11 protein-coding genes are annotated in these 15503 nt (G+C 64.6%); 7 read left to right on the top strand and 4 right to left on the bottom strand.

Annotation, left to right across the window (positions count from 1 at the left end):
• The first annotated feature begins 6 nt into the window (after positions 1-6).
• On the top strand, positions 7-3774 hold the full coding sequence (locus BLT16_RS21055) for an RHS repeat-associated core domain-containing protein (RefSeq protein ID WP_245701712.1): 3768 nt from the start codon (positions 7-9) through the stop codon (positions 3772-3774).
• 570 nt (positions 3775-4344) lie between these two features.
• Here BLT16_RS21055 and BLT16_RS15220 read toward each other — a convergent pair.
• Genes BLT16_RS15220 through BLT16_RS15210 form a run of 3 tightly spaced genes read right to left on the bottom strand, consistent with a single transcriptional unit; the run spans position 4345 to position 7434 of the window.
• Positions 4345-5370: a TRAP transporter substrate-binding protein gene (locus BLT16_RS15220; protein ID WP_089659373.1), complete on the bottom strand. Its 1026-nt coding sequence runs from the start codon at positions 5368-5370 to the stop codon at positions 4345-4347.
• A gap of 34 nt (positions 5371-5404) precedes the next feature.
• Positions 5405-6385, bottom strand: a complete 981-nt coding sequence (locus BLT16_RS15215; protein ID WP_089659372.1) for a PDR/VanB family oxidoreductase — start codon at positions 6383-6385, stop codon at positions 5405-5407.
• The gene (locus tag BLT16_RS15210) at positions 6382-7434 is read right to left on the bottom strand and encodes an aromatic ring-hydroxylating dioxygenase subunit alpha (protein WP_089659371.1); all 1053 of its coding nucleotides are present in this window, start codon (positions 7432-7434) and stop codon (positions 6382-6384) included. The genes BLT16_RS15215 and BLT16_RS15210 overlap by 4 nt, the downstream gene beginning before the upstream one ends.
• 171 nt (positions 7435-7605) lie before the next feature.
• Between BLT16_RS15210 and BLT16_RS15205 the strand changes: the two genes are divergently transcribed.
• The 5 genes from BLT16_RS15205 (at position 7606) to BLT16_RS15185 (ending at position 12874) form a co-directional block, all read left to right on the top strand.
• A complete protein-coding gene (locus tag BLT16_RS15205; RefSeq protein WP_089659370.1) occupies positions 7606-8310 on the top strand; it encodes a GntR family transcriptional regulator in 705 nt (234 codons plus the stop codon).
• Positions 8311-8564: 254 nt separating this feature from the next.
• Positions 8565-9587, top strand: a complete 1023-nt coding sequence (locus tag BLT16_RS15200) for a TRAP transporter substrate-binding protein (RefSeq protein WP_089659369.1) — start codon at positions 8565-8567, stop codon at positions 9585-9587.
• A gap of 13 nt (positions 9588-9600) precedes the next feature.
• A complete protein-coding gene (locus tag BLT16_RS15195; RefSeq protein WP_089659368.1) occupies positions 9601-10125 on the top strand; it encodes a TRAP transporter small permease in 525 nt (174 codons plus the stop codon).
• Positions 10115-11401, top strand: a complete 1287-nt coding sequence (locus tag BLT16_RS15190; protein WP_089659367.1) for a TRAP transporter large permease — start codon at positions 10115-10117, stop codon at positions 11399-11401. Before BLT16_RS15195 ends, BLT16_RS15190 begins: the two co-directional genes overlap by 11 nt.
• Positions 11402-11422: 21 nt before the next feature.
• The gene (locus BLT16_RS15185; protein WP_089659366.1) at positions 11423-12874 is read left to right on the top strand and encodes an aldehyde dehydrogenase; all 1452 of its coding nucleotides are present in this window, start codon (positions 11423-11425) and stop codon (positions 12872-12874) included.
• 31 nt (positions 12875-12905) lie between these two features.
• On the opposite strand, the gene BLT16_RS15180 is transcribed toward BLT16_RS15185, so the two are convergent.
• On the bottom strand, positions 12906-13364 hold the full coding sequence (locus tag BLT16_RS15180) for a MarR family winged helix-turn-helix transcriptional regulator (RefSeq protein ID WP_089659365.1): 459 nt from the start codon (positions 13362-13364) through the stop codon (positions 12906-12908).
• A 299-nt stretch (positions 13365-13663) separates the two neighbouring features.
• Here BLT16_RS15180 and BLT16_RS15175 point away from each other — a divergent pair, with 299 nt between their 5' ends.
• Entirely contained in the window at positions 13664-15499 is a 1836-nt protein-coding gene (locus BLT16_RS15175) for a feruloyl-CoA synthase (RefSeq protein ID WP_089659364.1), read from the top strand.
• Positions 15500-15503 lie beyond the last annotated feature (4 nt).

Raw genomic sequence — 15503 nt, 5'->3', positions numbered from 1 at the left:
CCCGCCATGCTCGATGGCCTGGCCAACCGCTGCAGTGCCTGCGAGCCCGCCGTGGGCAGCCCGGTCAACCCGCTGCTGGGCGCCAAGCTGCTGCCCGCCGAGACGGACTTCGCCCTGCCGGCACCGCGACCCTTCGTATTCTCGCGCGGCTACCTCTCCGCCAACGCCCGTATCGGTGTGCTGGGGCAGGGGTGGTCGGTGCCCGGCGACAGCCTCTCGCTCACCCTGCGGGACGATGCCTGCGTGATCCACGACGCCCAAGGCCGCGACATCACCTTCGGCGCCCTGGCGCCGGGGCAGTCGCGCTATTCGCCCACCGAGCAGCTGTGGCTGCGGCGCGGTGGCGAGCCGACCGCGCAGGAAGCGGGCAAAGATGGTGAAAGCGTTCGCTGGGCGGCACTGCCCGACACCCTGCGCCACGACCCGCAGACCATCGTGCTGAGCGATGCCGGTGGCCTCTACTACGTCTTCGCACCGACGCAGGCGGCATCGTCCACCTGGCGCCTCGCCCAGGAACTGGACCGCAACGGCTACGCCACCACCTACCGCTGGGAAGCCGAGCTGCTCGTCCAGGTCGAGGACAGCGCCGGGCGCCACTATGCTTTCGAGTACGAGGCGTTGCTGCCCGCCAGCGCGCAGGACAGCGGCCAGCGCCTCAGCGGCGTACGCCTGGTAGGTGAGGCCGATGGCAGCCGCCAGGACGACTGGCTGGTGCGCTACGCCTACAGCCCTGAAGGCGATCTGATCGCCGTGCGCCATCGCCATGGCGAGGTGGTCCGCGAGTTCGAGTGGCAAGCGCATATGCTCACCGCCCACCGTGTGCCCGGGGGCATGGAAGCTCGCTACACCTGGGATCGGTATACGCCGGAAGGCCGGGTCATCGCCCAGGAGGAGAGCGGCGGCCTGGCACGCACCTACGCCTACCACCCGGATCACACCCTGGTGACCGACAGCCTCGGTCGCGAGGAGCGCTATCACTTCAGCGGCACTGGCCCCGGCCAGCGCTGGACGGCCCACACCCGTGCCGACGGCTCGGTTATCCAATACCGCTACGATCACGCCGGACAGCGCATCGCCAGCGTCGACCCGCTGGGTCGCGAGACCGCGCTCGAACGCGATGAAAGCGGGCAGGTGATCGCCCAGAGAGGCCCCGACGGCAGCCGTTGGACCATCACCCGCGATGCTCTGGGCGAGCCCACCGCGCTGGCCGGCCCGGAAAACCTCCACTGGCAGCTCGAGCGCGATGCCCGTGGCAACCTCACCCAGGTCGTCGGCCCCGAAGGCACCACCATCTTCCGCTACGGCACCGACAGCCTGCCTGATCGCCCCACCGCCGTCACCGATGCCGGCGGCAACACTCGCCAGCTCGAGTGGAACGCCCTGGGCCAGCTCGCCGTCGAGACCGACTGCTCCGAGCAGTGCACTCGCTACGACTACGACAGTCGCGGTCATCTGCTCGCCGTGACCAACGCCCTGGGCGAGACCACCCGCACCAGCCATGACGAGATGGGCCGGCGCATCGCCACCCAGCTCCCCGACGGCAGCCGCTGGCAGCACCACCATGACCCGCAGGGGCGGCTGGTGGAGGTCGAGGGGCCACTAGGGTATCGCCAACAGTTCTTCTTCGATGCCCAAGGTCGCCCCGAGCGTCGCATCGACGCTGATACCGGCCAGGAGCACTATGCCTACGACGCCGCCGGCCGACTCAGCAAACTGACCCTGGCCAACGGCGCCGTCTACCGCTTTACCTATGACGACATGGATCGCCTCGTCAGCGAAACCGGTCCGGACGGCCGTGAGCAGCGCTACGCCTACGACGCCGCAGGTCAACTGAGTACGCGCACCGAAGCCCACCGGCTCGGTCCCGACGGGCAGCCGCTCGCCGTTCATTATGAGTTCGATGCCAACGGTCGGCTGATCGCCCGCCATCTGCCCGCAACCGATTCGGCCCCGGCCAGCACCGAGCGCTACCAGTGGCGCGCCGACGGCCAGCTCAGCGGCGCCAGCAATGCCGATGGAGAGGTTCGCCTGGCCTATGACGCAGCGGGGCGCCCAGTGGGCGAACGCCAGCAGCATCTCGCCCAGGGCGATACCACCAGCGAAACCATGGGCTGGCGCTGGCAGCACGAGCAACGCCTGACCGCCAACGGCGCGCCCCAGGCCAGCCAGTTCGGTGACCTACCCGCGCTGAATTGGCACACCTACGGCAGCGGCCACCTGCACGGCATGAGCGCCCCAGGCCTCAGGTTCGAGATCGCCCTGGAGCCCGACGCCCTGCACCGCGAGACCCAGCGCCGCCTGAGCGCCGCCGACCAGCCCCAGCCGCTGATCCTCGAGCGCGGCTATACCGCGCTCGGCCAGCTCGATCATCTCAGCCTGCGCGGCCCCGGCAGCGCCAAGGATGAGCAGCACTACCGCTACGATACCCTTGGCCGGCTCAGCTTCCGCAGCGCCGGTCAGGGCGGTAGCAGCCCGGTCATCGCCTACACCTACGACCCCGCCGGGCGGTTGATCGCCAGCCAGCACGGCGACCGCGCCCAGCGCTACCCGGTGGACGCCGCCGGCAACCGCCTCGAAGGCCAAGCCAGCGCCCAGCCCGACAACCGTCAGACCCAGCTCGATGGCACCCGCTACCGCTATGATGGCGCCGGTAACCTGATCGAGCGTGAACAGCGCAACGGCGAGCGCCTCAGCCTCGGCTACGACGGTGCCAACCGCCTGGTACGCTTGGCTCGCACCAGCCCCCAGGGCACCACCCAGGAAGCCCACTACCGCTACGACGCCCTGGGGCGGCGCATCAGCAAGACCGTCCAACACGCCAACGGCACCACCGCCACCACCCACTACGGCTGGGACGGCGACCGGCTCGTGCACGAAGCGAAAGAGCGCCACCAAACCACCGTGGTCTACGAACCGGGTAGCTTCGTGCCCATGCTCAGAATCGACCAAGCCGGCCACGACGCGCCCAAGCAGATCAGTGCTTATGTCACCGATGCCCTGGGCACCCCCATGCAGCTCGTTACGCCAAAGGGCGAGACCCTATGGCAGGCCCAGCCTGATGACTGGGCCGCTGTCAGGAATGAGCGCGGCAACACGCCCCAGCCGATCCGCTTCCAGGGCCAGTGGTACGATGAAGAATCGGGCCTCTACTACAACCGCCACCGCTACTACGATCCACAGCAGGGGCGCTACATCAGCCAGGACCCGATTGGCCTGAACGGCGGCACCAACCTGTATGGGTATGTCAGCAACCCGACCGGGATGGTGGATCCGCTGGGGTTGAGTGCTTGGGAGACGATCAAATTCCATTCACGAATGATTCCTCGTTTTATTCGTGATGAAGGTATGGAAGTGCTCACACGCACTGCTACTGTCATAGGTGGGGGTGGCCAAGTGCTATTAGGTGGTGCCCTCTGTAAAACGGTGGCTGGCTGCGTAGCTGGTGCTCCTATTGCAGGCTTAGGGGCCAGCAATATACAAGAAGGATTTTCTGAGAGTGGAAGGGGCTTCGCTCGTGAGGCAGCTGTTGATCAGCTAGGGGAACAGTTGGGTAATCTGACAGTAGATGGTGCAAATCTAGGCACTTCTGTAGGCGGGCTGTTGAGACCGGTGCGGAACCCCGATACCTTTCAGCTATTTCGTAGCTTGCCTGACGACTTTATACCGGCCTATCAAAGTGCAACTGCAACGGGTTTAACTGTTGAGGCGGGTGCTTCAGGCATAGGTGTCTATAATGGTGTTGGTAATTATGCAAACGGAAGTAGAGGGCGCTAGCAATGTTGGATATTATGTTATTGTTTATGCTCTCTGTGGTTGTTTTTGTGTCTAGGTTGCTAAAGGATAACGTCAAAAGAATCGGGGGAAGCGCAACTCTTTTGTCCTACGCTGTAATTATTTTCTTCATCTTTGCAGCTGGTGAGATAGTGGACAAAGAACTTTTCTTTGAAAAAACAGCTCTTTCCATCATATTGATTTATTTTATGGTGGGTACATGTGTTGTGTACGTTTGGAAGTCTGTTAGTAAAATAAAGAACTACAGGGATTGACGTGGACAAGCATGGCTTTAGTAGGTGTTGTTGTATTTGGGCGTGATGAGGGACTTCATCCTTACATGGTTACGTTTGCTTTGGTCATCAGCTTGTTTTTCCATGCATCTATAATCATTACGGTAACAAGCTACCCTCCTGGCTAATTAAAATAGGCATCAGGTGAAAAATGGAGTCGCTAGTCTTAACGGCTCTTTGATTAGGCCCACTTTCAATCTGAAGAATAGCTGCGCGTCGATTTTCCGCCACAAAAAAGCCCCGCCATAGCGGGGCAACGGAGGACGCCGACGCCTTGGCATCACACGTCACAGCTCTCCTGTTGGAGACGCAGGCTCTCTGCGTAGAGGGTCTCGGCTTCACCACCGGTATCAGCCAGGTAGCGGTCGATGGTCTCTTGCAGTACCGGACCCCAGGCATCGTCGTTCATGGCGTCATCGATGACCAGGAACTCGTGGCCGGCCTCTTGTGCTTCCTCGCGGCCCTGGCGAATCAGCTCGTCGTAGACGGCGGCGGCGCGCAGCGACCACTCGAGGCCGCTGTGGTCGTCGATGACCTGGCGCAGGTCGTCGGGCAGGCTCTCATAGGTGTCGCGGTTCATGGTGGCGGTGAGCGCCAGGTCGTAGAGCGGCACTTCGGTGTGATAGTGGGCCTGCTCGTTGAGGCGGAAGGTCTTCATGCCCTCCCAGTTGAAGCTGAGCCCGTCGATGGCGCCGCGCTGCATCGAGGTGAAGACGTCCGGCGCCGGCATGCCGATGGCCTGGGCGCCGAGCCGCGAGAACATGTCGCCGACCACGGCGGTGGGGCGCCGCATGCGCAGCCCTTCGAGGTCGCTCGGCGTCTCGATCAGGCGGTCGCTGGTATGCAGGTAGCCGGGGCCGGTGGTGAACATGAACAGGACGTGGGAGTCGTCGTATTCGTCATCCAGGTGGCCGTCGTCGTAGAGCGACTGCAGGATGCATGAGCCCTGGCGGCTGCTCAGCGATACCCCGGGCAGCTCGATGACCTGGGTCAGCGGGAAGCGGCCGGCGCTGTAGCCCTGGGCGGTGGCGCCGATATCGGCGATGCCGCTGACGGCGCCCTGGTAGGTGTTGTCGGCGCTGGCGAGGGTCTGGCCGGGGTAGATCTCGACGCTGAGGCGGCCCTCGGAGGCCTCCTCGACGCTCTCGGCCCAGGCGCCGAACAGCTCACGGTCGACCATCGAACCGCCGGGCCAGACGTGGGCGATGCGCAGGGTGGTGGCTTCTGCCAGGGCCGGCAGGGCGGCCAGGCCAGCGGCCAGTGCCATGCCGGCGGCGAGTCGGGTGGGGCGTGCAGTCAGGGTCATGGGAACCTCTCTGATTATGGTTATGGGTGTCGGGTCAGAGGTCGAGCACCAGGGTCTTGCTCTTGGCTCTTGAGCAGCAGGGGGTGAATTGGTCGTTGGCGGCGTGCTCGTGGTCATCGAGGTAGAGGTCGCGGTGGTCGGGCTCGCCCTCGAGCACCCGTGTCAGGCAGGTGCCGCAGACGCCCTGTTCGCAGGAGACCATGATCTCGATGCCGTTCTCGCTGAGCACCTGGTGCACGGTCTTGTCGGCGGGTATCTGGAAGCTGGCGCCGCTGCTGGCGATCTTGACCTCGAAGCTGCCGTCATCGTCGCGGGCGGTCTCGGCGCCGCTGAAGTACTCGGTGTGCAGCTGCGCCTCCGGCCAGCCGTGGTCGCGAAAGGTGCTCAGCACGTGATCGATGAAGCCCGCCGGGCCGCAGACGTAGACCTGGGTGTCGGGATCCGGCGTCGCCGCCAGGCTGGCGAGGTCGAGCTTCTGGGCGGCGTCGCCGTCGTCGAAGTGCAGCTGCACGCGGTCGGCGAAGTCGGCCGCGCGGATCTCGTCGAGAAAAGCGGTGCGCGCCGCCGAGCGGGTGCAGTAGTGCAGTTCGAAGTCGGCTTGGGTATGCGCCAGGCGCTCGGCCATGCACAGCAGCGGGGTAATACCGATGCCGCCGGCGAACAGCAGGCTGCGGCCGGCGGGCTCGAGGGGGAAGTGGTTCTTGGGCGCACTGATGGCGATCAGGTCGCCGATCTCGACCGTGTCGTGCATGGCCGTCGAGCCGCCCCGCGAGTTGGGCTCACGCAGGATGCCGAGTCGATAGCGGTCGCGCTCCTCGGGGTGATTGCACAGCGAGTACTGGCGGACCAGCCCGTCCTGGCCCGGTGCCGGGACACGCACGTCGATATGTGCCCCGGCGCTGAAGGCGGGCAGCGGCCGACCGTGGGGGTCGGCCAGCTCGATGACCACGATGTCCTCGGCGGTCTGGTGCTTTGCGGTGACCTCGACGAACATCGACAGCGGCAGTGCACTCATGACGCCTTCTCCACCGCCGTGGCGTCTTGCTCCTCGGCGATCAGCCGCTCGATGATGCGCCGCGCCTGCACACCGCCGCCGTCGATATTGAGCTTGAGCAGCTGGCGTTCGGGGTAGGCGAGCAGGTTGCGCTGCTGCGCTTCGAGCATCTCCAGGTCCTCGGCGAAGATCTTGCCCTGGCCCTCGCGGATCTTGTCGGTCAGAGCCTGGTCCTGGGGCTTGAAGTGGCGCGCCATGCCCCAGAAGTACCAGATCGAGGTCTCGGTCTCGGGGGTGATGAAGTCGACCACGATGCTGGCCGCCTTGTAGGCATCCGGGGCGTCGTAGCCGCCCTTGCCGGCGTGGGCCACGCCGACCTCGATCATCACGTGGCTGGGCGGCGTGAAGCGACAGATCTGCCAGCGGTCCACGGGAACGTCATCGGCCAGGTCGTTGCCGCGCAGGGCGGCCTGCCAGAAGGGCGGCGCGGGGATGTTCTCCATATGCCGGCTGGTGGTCACCTCGTTGCCGTTGACCTGGGTGTCGGGGGCGGCTTCCTCGATCTCCGGCTGGCCGATGCTGGAGGCGTGGACGTAGGTCTCATGGGTCAGGTCCATGAGGTTGTCGATCATCAGCCGGTAGCCGCAGTTGACGTGGTAGAGCCCACCGCCATAGGCCCACTCGGGGTCGTGGGCCCAGTGCAGCTCGGGGATCTCGGCGGGGTCGGCCTGCTCGGCGTCGCCGGGCCAGACCCAGATGAAACCGTGGCGCTCCTCGACCGGGTAGGCGCGCAGCGAGGGAAAGCCGCGCACCCGCTGCCCAGGCATGCTGGAGCACTTGCCGTCGCCGCCCATCTCCAGGCCGTGGTAGCCACACACCAGCTGACCGTCTCGGACGAAGCCCAGCGAGAGGGGGGCGCCGCGGTGGGGGCAGAAGTCCTCCACTGCAGCGACCTTGCCGCCTTCGCCGCGAAAGAACACGATCGTTTCGTTGCAGATGGTGCGGCCGAGGGGCTTCTCGTCGATCTCGTCAGGGGTGCAGGCCACGTACCAGGTATTCTTGGGGAACATTACGCTATCTCCTCGTTCACGGTTAAGCTGTTATATGGCTAAACCATTTGATGGGTTAGCTATTATTGGATCCAAAGTACAGGCTATGTGGCTTGCCGTGGTCAATATATGCTTTAGTTGGATCCAGTCTGCCGATCTGAAGGTCCCCTTACACAACACTAAGGAAAACAGGTGAGTAGTGACGACAAGAGCGTGGTGACACGGCTGCGCAAGCTGATCAGCGAAGGCGGCTACCAGCCCGGTGAACGTATCGGCGAGGTGCGGGTGGCCGAGCAACTGGGGGTGTCGCGTACGCCGGTGCGCCTAGCCTTCCGCACCCTAGAGCAGGAGGGGCTGCTGCAGCGGGCCAACAAGCGCGGCTTCGTGGTGCGCGAGTTCTCCCAGGAGGACGTGTTGTGCGCGGTGGAGGTGCGCGGTGCGCTGGAGGGGCTGGCGGCGCGGCGCCTCGCCGAACGCGGCTTGCCGCCTGTGGTGCGTGAGCAGCTCGAAGGCTGTATCGCCCGCGGGGCTGACCTGCTGGGCAAGGGGTATCTTGAGGAGGCCGATATCGCGCGCTGGAGCACGCTCAACGAAACCTTCCATCGCGCCATCGTCGAGGCCACCGGTAGCCGGGTGATCGGCGATGCGATCCAGCGCAACAACCACCTGCCGTTCGCCTCTGCGGACTCCATCGTCATCGACAGCGCCGCGCTAAACCGCGAGTACCAGAAGCTCTACCTGGCCCATCAGCAGCATCAGCTGGTCTTTCAGGCGCTGCAGCGCGGGGAGGGGGCGCGCGCCGAGATGCTGATGCGCGAGCACGCCTATATCGGCCTGCGCTACGGCGCGCTGTTCGATTTGGATCCAGAAGCGGACGTGGCCCGAGACGGCGGCTGAGATCACCGCGGCCCGATGTCGTATTGCCGATATGCCAAATGTCCAAGAAGGGTCTGCGCTTTTGCCCTGTGTCGACGTGCGGCCAGCGCCATGTAATGCGCCAAATTCGGGCGCTAAGGGCCATTCAGCCATTCAATTAAGACCAAAGTGGGTTATCGAAAATCCATCGGGTGGGTTAGCTTTTACTCAGTATTGCGAACGTTAGTTCGTATCGCGAACTGTATCATCGATAACGATAACCCCGGAGGTTCCTGATGAACCGCAAGCTTCTCCCTTGCCTGCTGGCGCTCTCCGTCGCCGGCCTCGCCACCACCGCTCACGCCACCACGCTGCGCATGTCGCATTTCTGGCCGGATGGCTCGGGCATCAACCAGGAAATCTTCCAGGCCTGGGCCGATACCATCGAGGAGCAGTCCGGGGGCGAGTTGAGCGTCGAGAACTATCCCTCCCAGACCCTGACCCAGGCTGATGCCGCCTATCAGGGCGTGGTCAACGGCATCTCGGACATCGCCATCACCGCCCAGGGCTATACTGCCGGTCGCTTTCCGCTGTCGCAGATCGTCGAGCTGCCAGGTGTCTCGGATACCGCCAGCCAGGGCGCCTGCATCCTGCAGGGCTTGTATGACGACGGCTACTTGGAGAGCGAGTACGACGACACCAAGGTGCTGTTCATGTTCACCACCGGGCCGGGCTACCTGCACACCACCGACACCGATATCCAGTCGCCGGATGACCTGGCCGGCCTGCGCATCCGTCGGCCCACCGCGGTAGCCGGGCAGATGCTCGAGAACCTCGGCGCCCAGCCGGTGGGTATGCCGGCGCCGGATATCTACACCTCGCTGCAGCGTGGCGTAGTGGATGGCCTGAGCTTCCCGTGGGAGGGCATGAAGGTGTTCCGCCTCAACGAGTTGGCCAGCTACCACACCCAGGTACCGTTCTACTCGCTGATCTTCGTCGCCACCATGAGCCAGCGCAGCTTCGACGGTCTGAGCGAAGCGCAGCAGGCGGTGATCGAGGACAACATGGGCATGGCCTGGAGCGAGATCGCCGGTGGCGTGTTCGACGGCCTCGATGAAGCCGGCAAGGCCGAAGCCGAGGAGGCCGGTCATACCATCCGCGTGATCGACAACCCGCTGGAGCACGACGACTGGGCCGAGCCGCTCAAGGCCGGCATCGAAACCTATCTCGACGAGCTCGAGGAGCGCGGCATCGACAACGCCCGGGAGGTCTATCAGGCCGCCATGGACGCGCGTGACAACTGCCCGGCGCAGCGCTGATCGGAGCCTGTGAATGCAACTCCTGACGACGACGAGTCACTGGCTGGCCCGGCTGGGGCAGCTGGTGGCGGGCATTGCCCTGCTGGCGCTGATGAGCGTGACCATGGCCGACGTGCTGACGCGACTACTGTTCCGGCTCACCGCCGGCAGCGTCAACTGGAGCGTCAGCGGCAGCGTGGAGCTGGTCAGCTACCTGATGATGTTCGCACTGCTGGCGGCCATGGCGGCCAATATCGAGAAGAGCCAGGTGGTGGTGGAGGCCTTCAGCCACCGCCTGCCCGAGGCCTTCAAGCAGCGCCTCGGCGGCATCTACCTGATCGGCTTCTGCGTGCTCGGCGTGCTGATGACCCTGGGGCTATGGCAGGAGGCGGCCAGCGCCGCGCGGCGTGGCCAGGTCACCCAGGACCTGCGCATCCCGATGGGGCCGATCTATCAGTTCGGCGCCGTGCTGTGCGCGCTGCTCGCCGCGCGCAGCCTGATCCATGTGCTGCTCGGCAGTCTGTTCGCCACCGAAGGGGGAGGCGCCAATGAGCAGTGAAATGATTGGCGGCCTCGGCCTGATCGGGCTGCTGGTACTGCTGGTACTGCGCGTGCCGGTGGCGTTGGCGATGCTGATCGTCGGCGTGGTCGGCTTCGCCCAGGTTATCTCCTGGGGGGCGGCGGTGTCGATGGTCAAGTCGGTGCCGGTGGATGTGCTCTCCAGCTACAGCTTCAGCGCCATTCCGATGTTCATCCTGATGGGAGTGCTGGCGGCCCACTCCGGCATGGCCGGGATGCTGTTCAACTCCACCCGGGTGATGTGCGGCGGCTGGAAAGGTGGCATGGCGATCGCCACGGTGGGCTCCTGCGGGGTGTTCTCGGCGATCTCCGGGTCGTCGCTGGCCACCGCCAGCACCATGACCCGGGTCGCGCTGCCGGAGATGGAGAAGCACGGCTACGCGCGCTCGCTGGCCACCGGTACGCTGGCCGCCGGCGGTACCCTGGGCATCATGATTCCGCCGAGCATCGCGCTGCTGATCTATGCGGTGATCACCGAGCAGTCGGTGGGCGACATGTTCGCCGCGGGGCTGATCCCTGGCCTGATGGGGCTGCTGTTCTACGCCCTCACGGTGACCGTGGTGATGCGCCTCAAGCCCGAGCTGGCGGTACCCGGCGAGCCCTCCAGCGCGTTGGAGAAGCTCAAGTCGATCGCCGGTCTGGTGCCGTTCTTCACGGTCTTCGTGATCATTATCTTCGGCATCTACCAGGGCATGTTCACGCCCACCGAAGGGGCCGCGGTAGGCGCCTTCGCCACTATGCTGTATGCGCTCTACAAGGGCATGCGCCTGGCCGGGCTGTGGCGCAGCGTGCAGGAGACCCTGGCGCTGTCGGCGGTGGTGTTCTTCATGCTGATGGGCGCCGAGACGCTGGGCTACTTCATCTCGGTGTCGCGGATCTCGTTCAGTATCAGCCAGTTCCTGGGCGGGCTGGACGTGCCGACGATCTTCATCCTGCTGCTGATCCTGCTGATGTACTTCGTGCTCGGCATGTTCATGGACTCCATCGCCATGCTGGTGATCACCGTGCCGGTGGTGTTCCCGATCATCACCATGCTAGGGATCGACCCGATCTGGTTCGGCATTCTCACCGTATTGACGGTGGAGCTGGGCCTGGTGACGCCACCGGTGGGCATGAACGTGTTCGTGATCAAGGCCATGGCGCCTCACGTCAAGCTGGGAGAGATCTACCGTGGCGTGGCGCCGTTCATCGTTGCCGACCTGCTGCGCCTGGTGCTGTTGATTGCCTTCCCGGTACTGACCCTATGGCTTATCTAAGCGACGACAAGGAGCGATGAGATGACCAAGCTAGACCTGCTGATCGGCGGCGCCACCAGCGCCGCCCAGGGCGGGGCGACCTTTGCCCGACACAACCCGCTTAGTACCGAGGCGGTGACCACTGCGGCGGCGGCCACGGTAGCGGATGCCAAGCGTGCCGCCGAGGCCGCGCAGACGGCCTTCGCCAGCTGGTCGCAGAGCGGCCCCGGCGAGCGCCGCGCCAAGCTGCTCAAGGCCGCCGACCTGATGGAGGCGCGCCAGGCGGAGTTCATCGACCGCATGGTCGACGAGACCGGCGCCACCCCCGCTTGGGCCGGCTTCAACGTGATGGTGGCCGCCGGCATGCTGCGCGAAGCCGCTGCTCTGACCACCCAGATCCAGGGCGATGTGATCCCCTCCAACGTGCCCGACAACATGGCCATGGGCGTGCGCGTACCGTGTGGCGTGGTGCTGGGCATCGCGCCATGGAACGCGCCGATCATCCTCGGCACCCGCGCCGTGGCCACGCCGCTGGCGTGCGGCAACAGCGTGATCCTCAAGGCCTCGGAGCAGTGCCCGGCGACCCATCATCTGATCGGTGAGGTGCTGGTCGAAGCGGGGCTCGGCGACGGCGTGGTCAACGTGATCACCAACGCCCCTGACGACGCTCCGGAGGTGGTGGCGGCGCTGGTCGAGCACCCTGCCGTGCGTCGTGTCAACTTCACCGGCTCGACCCAGGTGGGGCGCATCATTGCCGAGCAGGCCGCCAAGCATCTCAAGCCGGCGCTGCTGGAGCTGGGCGGCAAGGCACCGCTGCTGGTGCTCGACGACGCCGATCTCGACGCCGCGGTGGATGCGGCGATCTTCGGTGCCTTCTTCAACCAGGGCCAGATCTGCATGTCCACCGAGCGGCTGATCGTCGATAGCAGCGTCGCCGACGCCTTCGTCGAGAAATTCGCCGCCCGGGCCAAGGCGCTCAAGGCCGGCGACCCCCGCGCCGAGGGCAACGCCCTTGGCACCCTGATCAATGCCGAGTCGGGCACCAAGCTCAATGCGCTGCTCGACGATGCCGAGAGCCAGGGTGCGCGGCTGGCCGCCGGCGGCAAGGCCGACGGAGTGGTGATGCAGGCCACGGTGGTCGACGGCGTGACCGAGCAGATGCGCCTCTACTCGGAGGAGTCGTTCGGCCCGGTGGTGGCGGTGATCCGCGTCGACGGTGAGGAGGAGGCGATTCGCGTCGCCAACGACAGTGAGTACGGCCTCTCGGCGGCAGTCTTCAGCCGCGACACCGCGCGGGCGATCAAGGTAGCCGGGCGCATCCAGTCGGGCATCTGCCATATCAACGCGCCGACCGTCCACGACGAGCCGCAGATGCCCTTCGGCGGGGTCAAGGACAGCGGCTACGGACGCTTTGGCGGCAAGGCCGGCATCGAGGAGTTCACCGAGCTACGCTGGATGACCCTGCAGTTGGGACCGCGCCACTATCCGATCTGATGAGTAACTGAGTCGACCGAGGTGGGGGAGATCAGCTCCCCTTCCTCGCCTCGATGATGCGGTCGAGGATATCGAGGAGCCACTCCCTTTCGCCTTCTTGCATGAAGGCATCGAAACGCTGCTCACCTGCCTCGACCTTTTGGTTGAGGTGCTCGGTAAAGGCCTTGCCTTTTTTGGTCAGATAGAGGGCATAGGAGCGGCGGTCGTTCTTCGACTTGCGCCGCTCGATGACCTCCATGCCCTCCAGCTTGTCGATGGCCGCCACCATCGCCGAGCGGTCCACGTCGAGGGCGGCAGACACCGCCGACTGGGTCAGTCCGGGGTTGTGATAGACAATCGCCAGGATGCTGAACAGCCCCGGTGTAATGCCCTCCTGGGCGCACGCTTCGAAGAAAACGTCGAAGTAGACCATTTGCGCACGCCGCAATTTATAGCCGAGACGTGACTGGAGCATGGCGTAGTCGATTCCATTCTGTGCATCTGTATTCATGTCGGTATGGATCCTGATAGGACGGTGCCTCGAAGACGGAAATTGTGGTTGAACTTTAGTCGGGTCATGGTCCCGCCTGAGCGCTTTTCTGGCACTGCGGTATCGTTTTATGTGCCTGATATTAAATGATTCTTTCGTTTTTCATCGTGATTGGTGCGTAGTGTGTTTATTGCATAAACTGTTTGACAGTTAAACAATTTAAAAAAATACTGGATGCCATGTTAGCAAGGCTCCCATGCCGAGGGTAGCGCAAGCGGGCTTCCCGACCTTGATAGTGATCACAATATGTAGGAGCGGCCATGTCTTATCCTTTTCGCGATGTCCAGGTGGGCACTGCCACCGCCGAGCTGACGGCGCGCGCCGATGGTACTCAACTGCTTCGCGTGGCCGAGCCCCTCGGCGACTATCCCGATACGCTGCTGGCGTGCCTGACGCGCTGGGCCAATGAGGCCCCGGAGCGCACCTTCGTGGCGCGCCGCGATGGCCACGGCGAGTGGCAGCGGTTGAGCTATGCCGAGACCCTGACCCAGGTGCGGCGGCTGGCGCAAGGTCTGCTGGATCGCGGCCTCAGCAGCGAGCGGCCGCTGGCGATCCTTAGCGGCAACTCCATCGAGCATCTGCTACTCTCGCTGGCGGCGATGTACGTGGGCATCCCCTTTGCCCCGGTGTCGCCTGCGTACTCCCTGGTCAGCAAGGATTACGGCAAGCTGCGGCATATCGTCGAGCTGCTGACCCCGGGCATGCTGATGGTCGACAAAGCCGAAGATTATGCGTCTGCTCTGGCCGCGGTGCGCCCCGATGACTGTGCCTGCCTGGCGCTGTCGCCCGGCGATATGTCGGGCGTCGCTCCCTTCGCCGAGCTGCTGGACACGCCGGTGAGCGACGCTGTCGATGCCGCCCACGCCGCCGTCGGCCCCGACACCATCGCCAAGATCCTGTTTACCTCCGGCTCTACCGGCATGCCCAAGGGCGTGATCAACACCCAGCGCATGCTCTGCTCCAACCAGGAGATGCTGGCGTCTCAGATGCCCTTTCTGCGCGACGAACCACCGGTACTGGTGGACTGGCTGCCCTGGAACCACACCTTCGGTGGTAACCATAACATCGGCATCGTGCTCTACAACGGCGGCAGCCTGTACATCGACGACGGTCGCCCGGTACCTGGTGAGTTCGAGACCACCATCGCCAATCTGCGTGAGATCGCGCCGACGGTCTACTTCAACGTGCCCAAGGGCTTCGAAATCCTGGTCGACTACCTTAAGCGTGACGATAGCCTGCGCGAGATTTTCTTCTCGCGGCTCAACCTGATGTTCTTCGCGGCGGCGGGACTCTCCCAGCATATCTGGGACGAGCTCGACCGCCTGGCGATTCAGACCCTGGGCTGCAAGGTGGGGATGCTGACCGGCCTCGGTGCCACCGAGACCGCGCCCTCGGCGATGTTTGCCTCGTTGGAGGAGTCGCAGTCCGGGGTGGTGGGGCTGCCGGCCCGCGGGGTGACGGTCAAACTAGTGCCCAACGCAGGCAAGCTGGAGTGCCGAGTGAAGGGCCCCAGTGTGATGCCGGGCTACTGGCGCCAGCCCGAAGTCACCGCCAAGAGCTTCGACGAGGAGGGCTTCTACTGCCTGGGCGATGCGGTCAAGTTCATCGATCCTGCCGAGCCGCAGCGCGGCATGCGCTTCGACGGTCGTATCACCGAGGATTTCAAGCTGGATACCGGCACCTGGGTCAGCGTTGGGCCGCTACGCGCGCGCATCATCGAGGCCGGGGCGCCGCATGTGAAGGACGCAGTGATCGCAGGCATCGACAAGCCCTTCGTCTCGGCGTTGATCTTTCCCGATTTGGAAAAGTGCCGGGAGCTGGCGGGGCTGGCAGACTCTGCCGACGCTGCAGCGGTGCTCGCCAGTGGTGAGGTGCGCGAGCGCTTCGAGCAGATGCTGCGCGACCTGGATGCCAGTAGCACCGGCAGTTCGACCCGTGTGCGGCGGGTGCTGCTGCTGGACAAATCGCCACGGCTGGATGCCAACGAGATCACCGACAAGGGCTCGATCAACCAGCGTGCCGTGCTCGACAACCGCGCCGCGGCGGTGGACGAGCTATACCGCGATGACTCGCCCAGCGTGATACGCCTCAGCTGAGCAT

It is taken from the genome of Franzmannia pantelleriensis (genome assembly GCF_900102875.1).
Lineage (GTDB): Bacteria > Pseudomonadota > Gammaproteobacteria > Pseudomonadales > Halomonadaceae > Franzmannia > Franzmannia pantelleriensis.
The sequence above is the reverse complement of the archived record's forward strand: the minus strand, read 5'-3'. Positions and strand labels throughout refer to the sequence as shown.

Coding starts and splice junctions, on each gene's coding strand:
- BLT16_RS21055 (WP_245701712.1), top strand. CDS start 7: ATGCTCGATGGCCTGGCCAACCGCTGCAGTGCCTGCGAGCCCGCCGTG.
- BLT16_RS15220 (WP_089659373.1), bottom strand. CDS start 5,370: ATGACCCTGACTGCACGCCCCACCCGACTCGCCGCCGGCATGGCACTG.
- BLT16_RS15215 (WP_089659372.1), bottom strand. CDS start 6,385: ATGAGTGCACTGCCGCTGTCGATGTTCGTCGAGGTCACCGCAAAGCAC.
- BLT16_RS15210 (WP_089659371.1), bottom strand. CDS start 7,434: ATGTTCCCCAAGAATACCTGGTACGTGGCCTGCACCCCTGACGAGATC.
- BLT16_RS15200 (WP_089659369.1), top strand. CDS start 8,565: ATGAACCGCAAGCTTCTCCCTTGCCTGCTGGCGCTCTCCGTCGCCGGC.
- BLT16_RS15195 (WP_089659368.1), top strand. CDS start 9,601: ATGCAACTCCTGACGACGACGAGTCACTGGCTGGCCCGGCTGGGGCAG.
- BLT16_RS15190 (WP_089659367.1), top strand. CDS start 10,115: ATGAGCAGTGAAATGATTGGCGGCCTCGGCCTGATCGGGCTGCTGGTA.
- BLT16_RS15185 (WP_089659366.1), top strand. CDS start 11,423: ATGACCAAGCTAGACCTGCTGATCGGCGGCGCCACCAGCGCCGCCCAG.
- BLT16_RS15180 (WP_089659365.1), bottom strand. CDS start 13,364: ATGAATACAGATGCACAGAATGGAATCGACTACGCCATGCTCCAGTCA.
- BLT16_RS15175 (WP_089659364.1), top strand. CDS start 13,664: ATGTCTTATCCTTTTCGCGATGTCCAGGTGGGCACTGCCACCGCCGAG.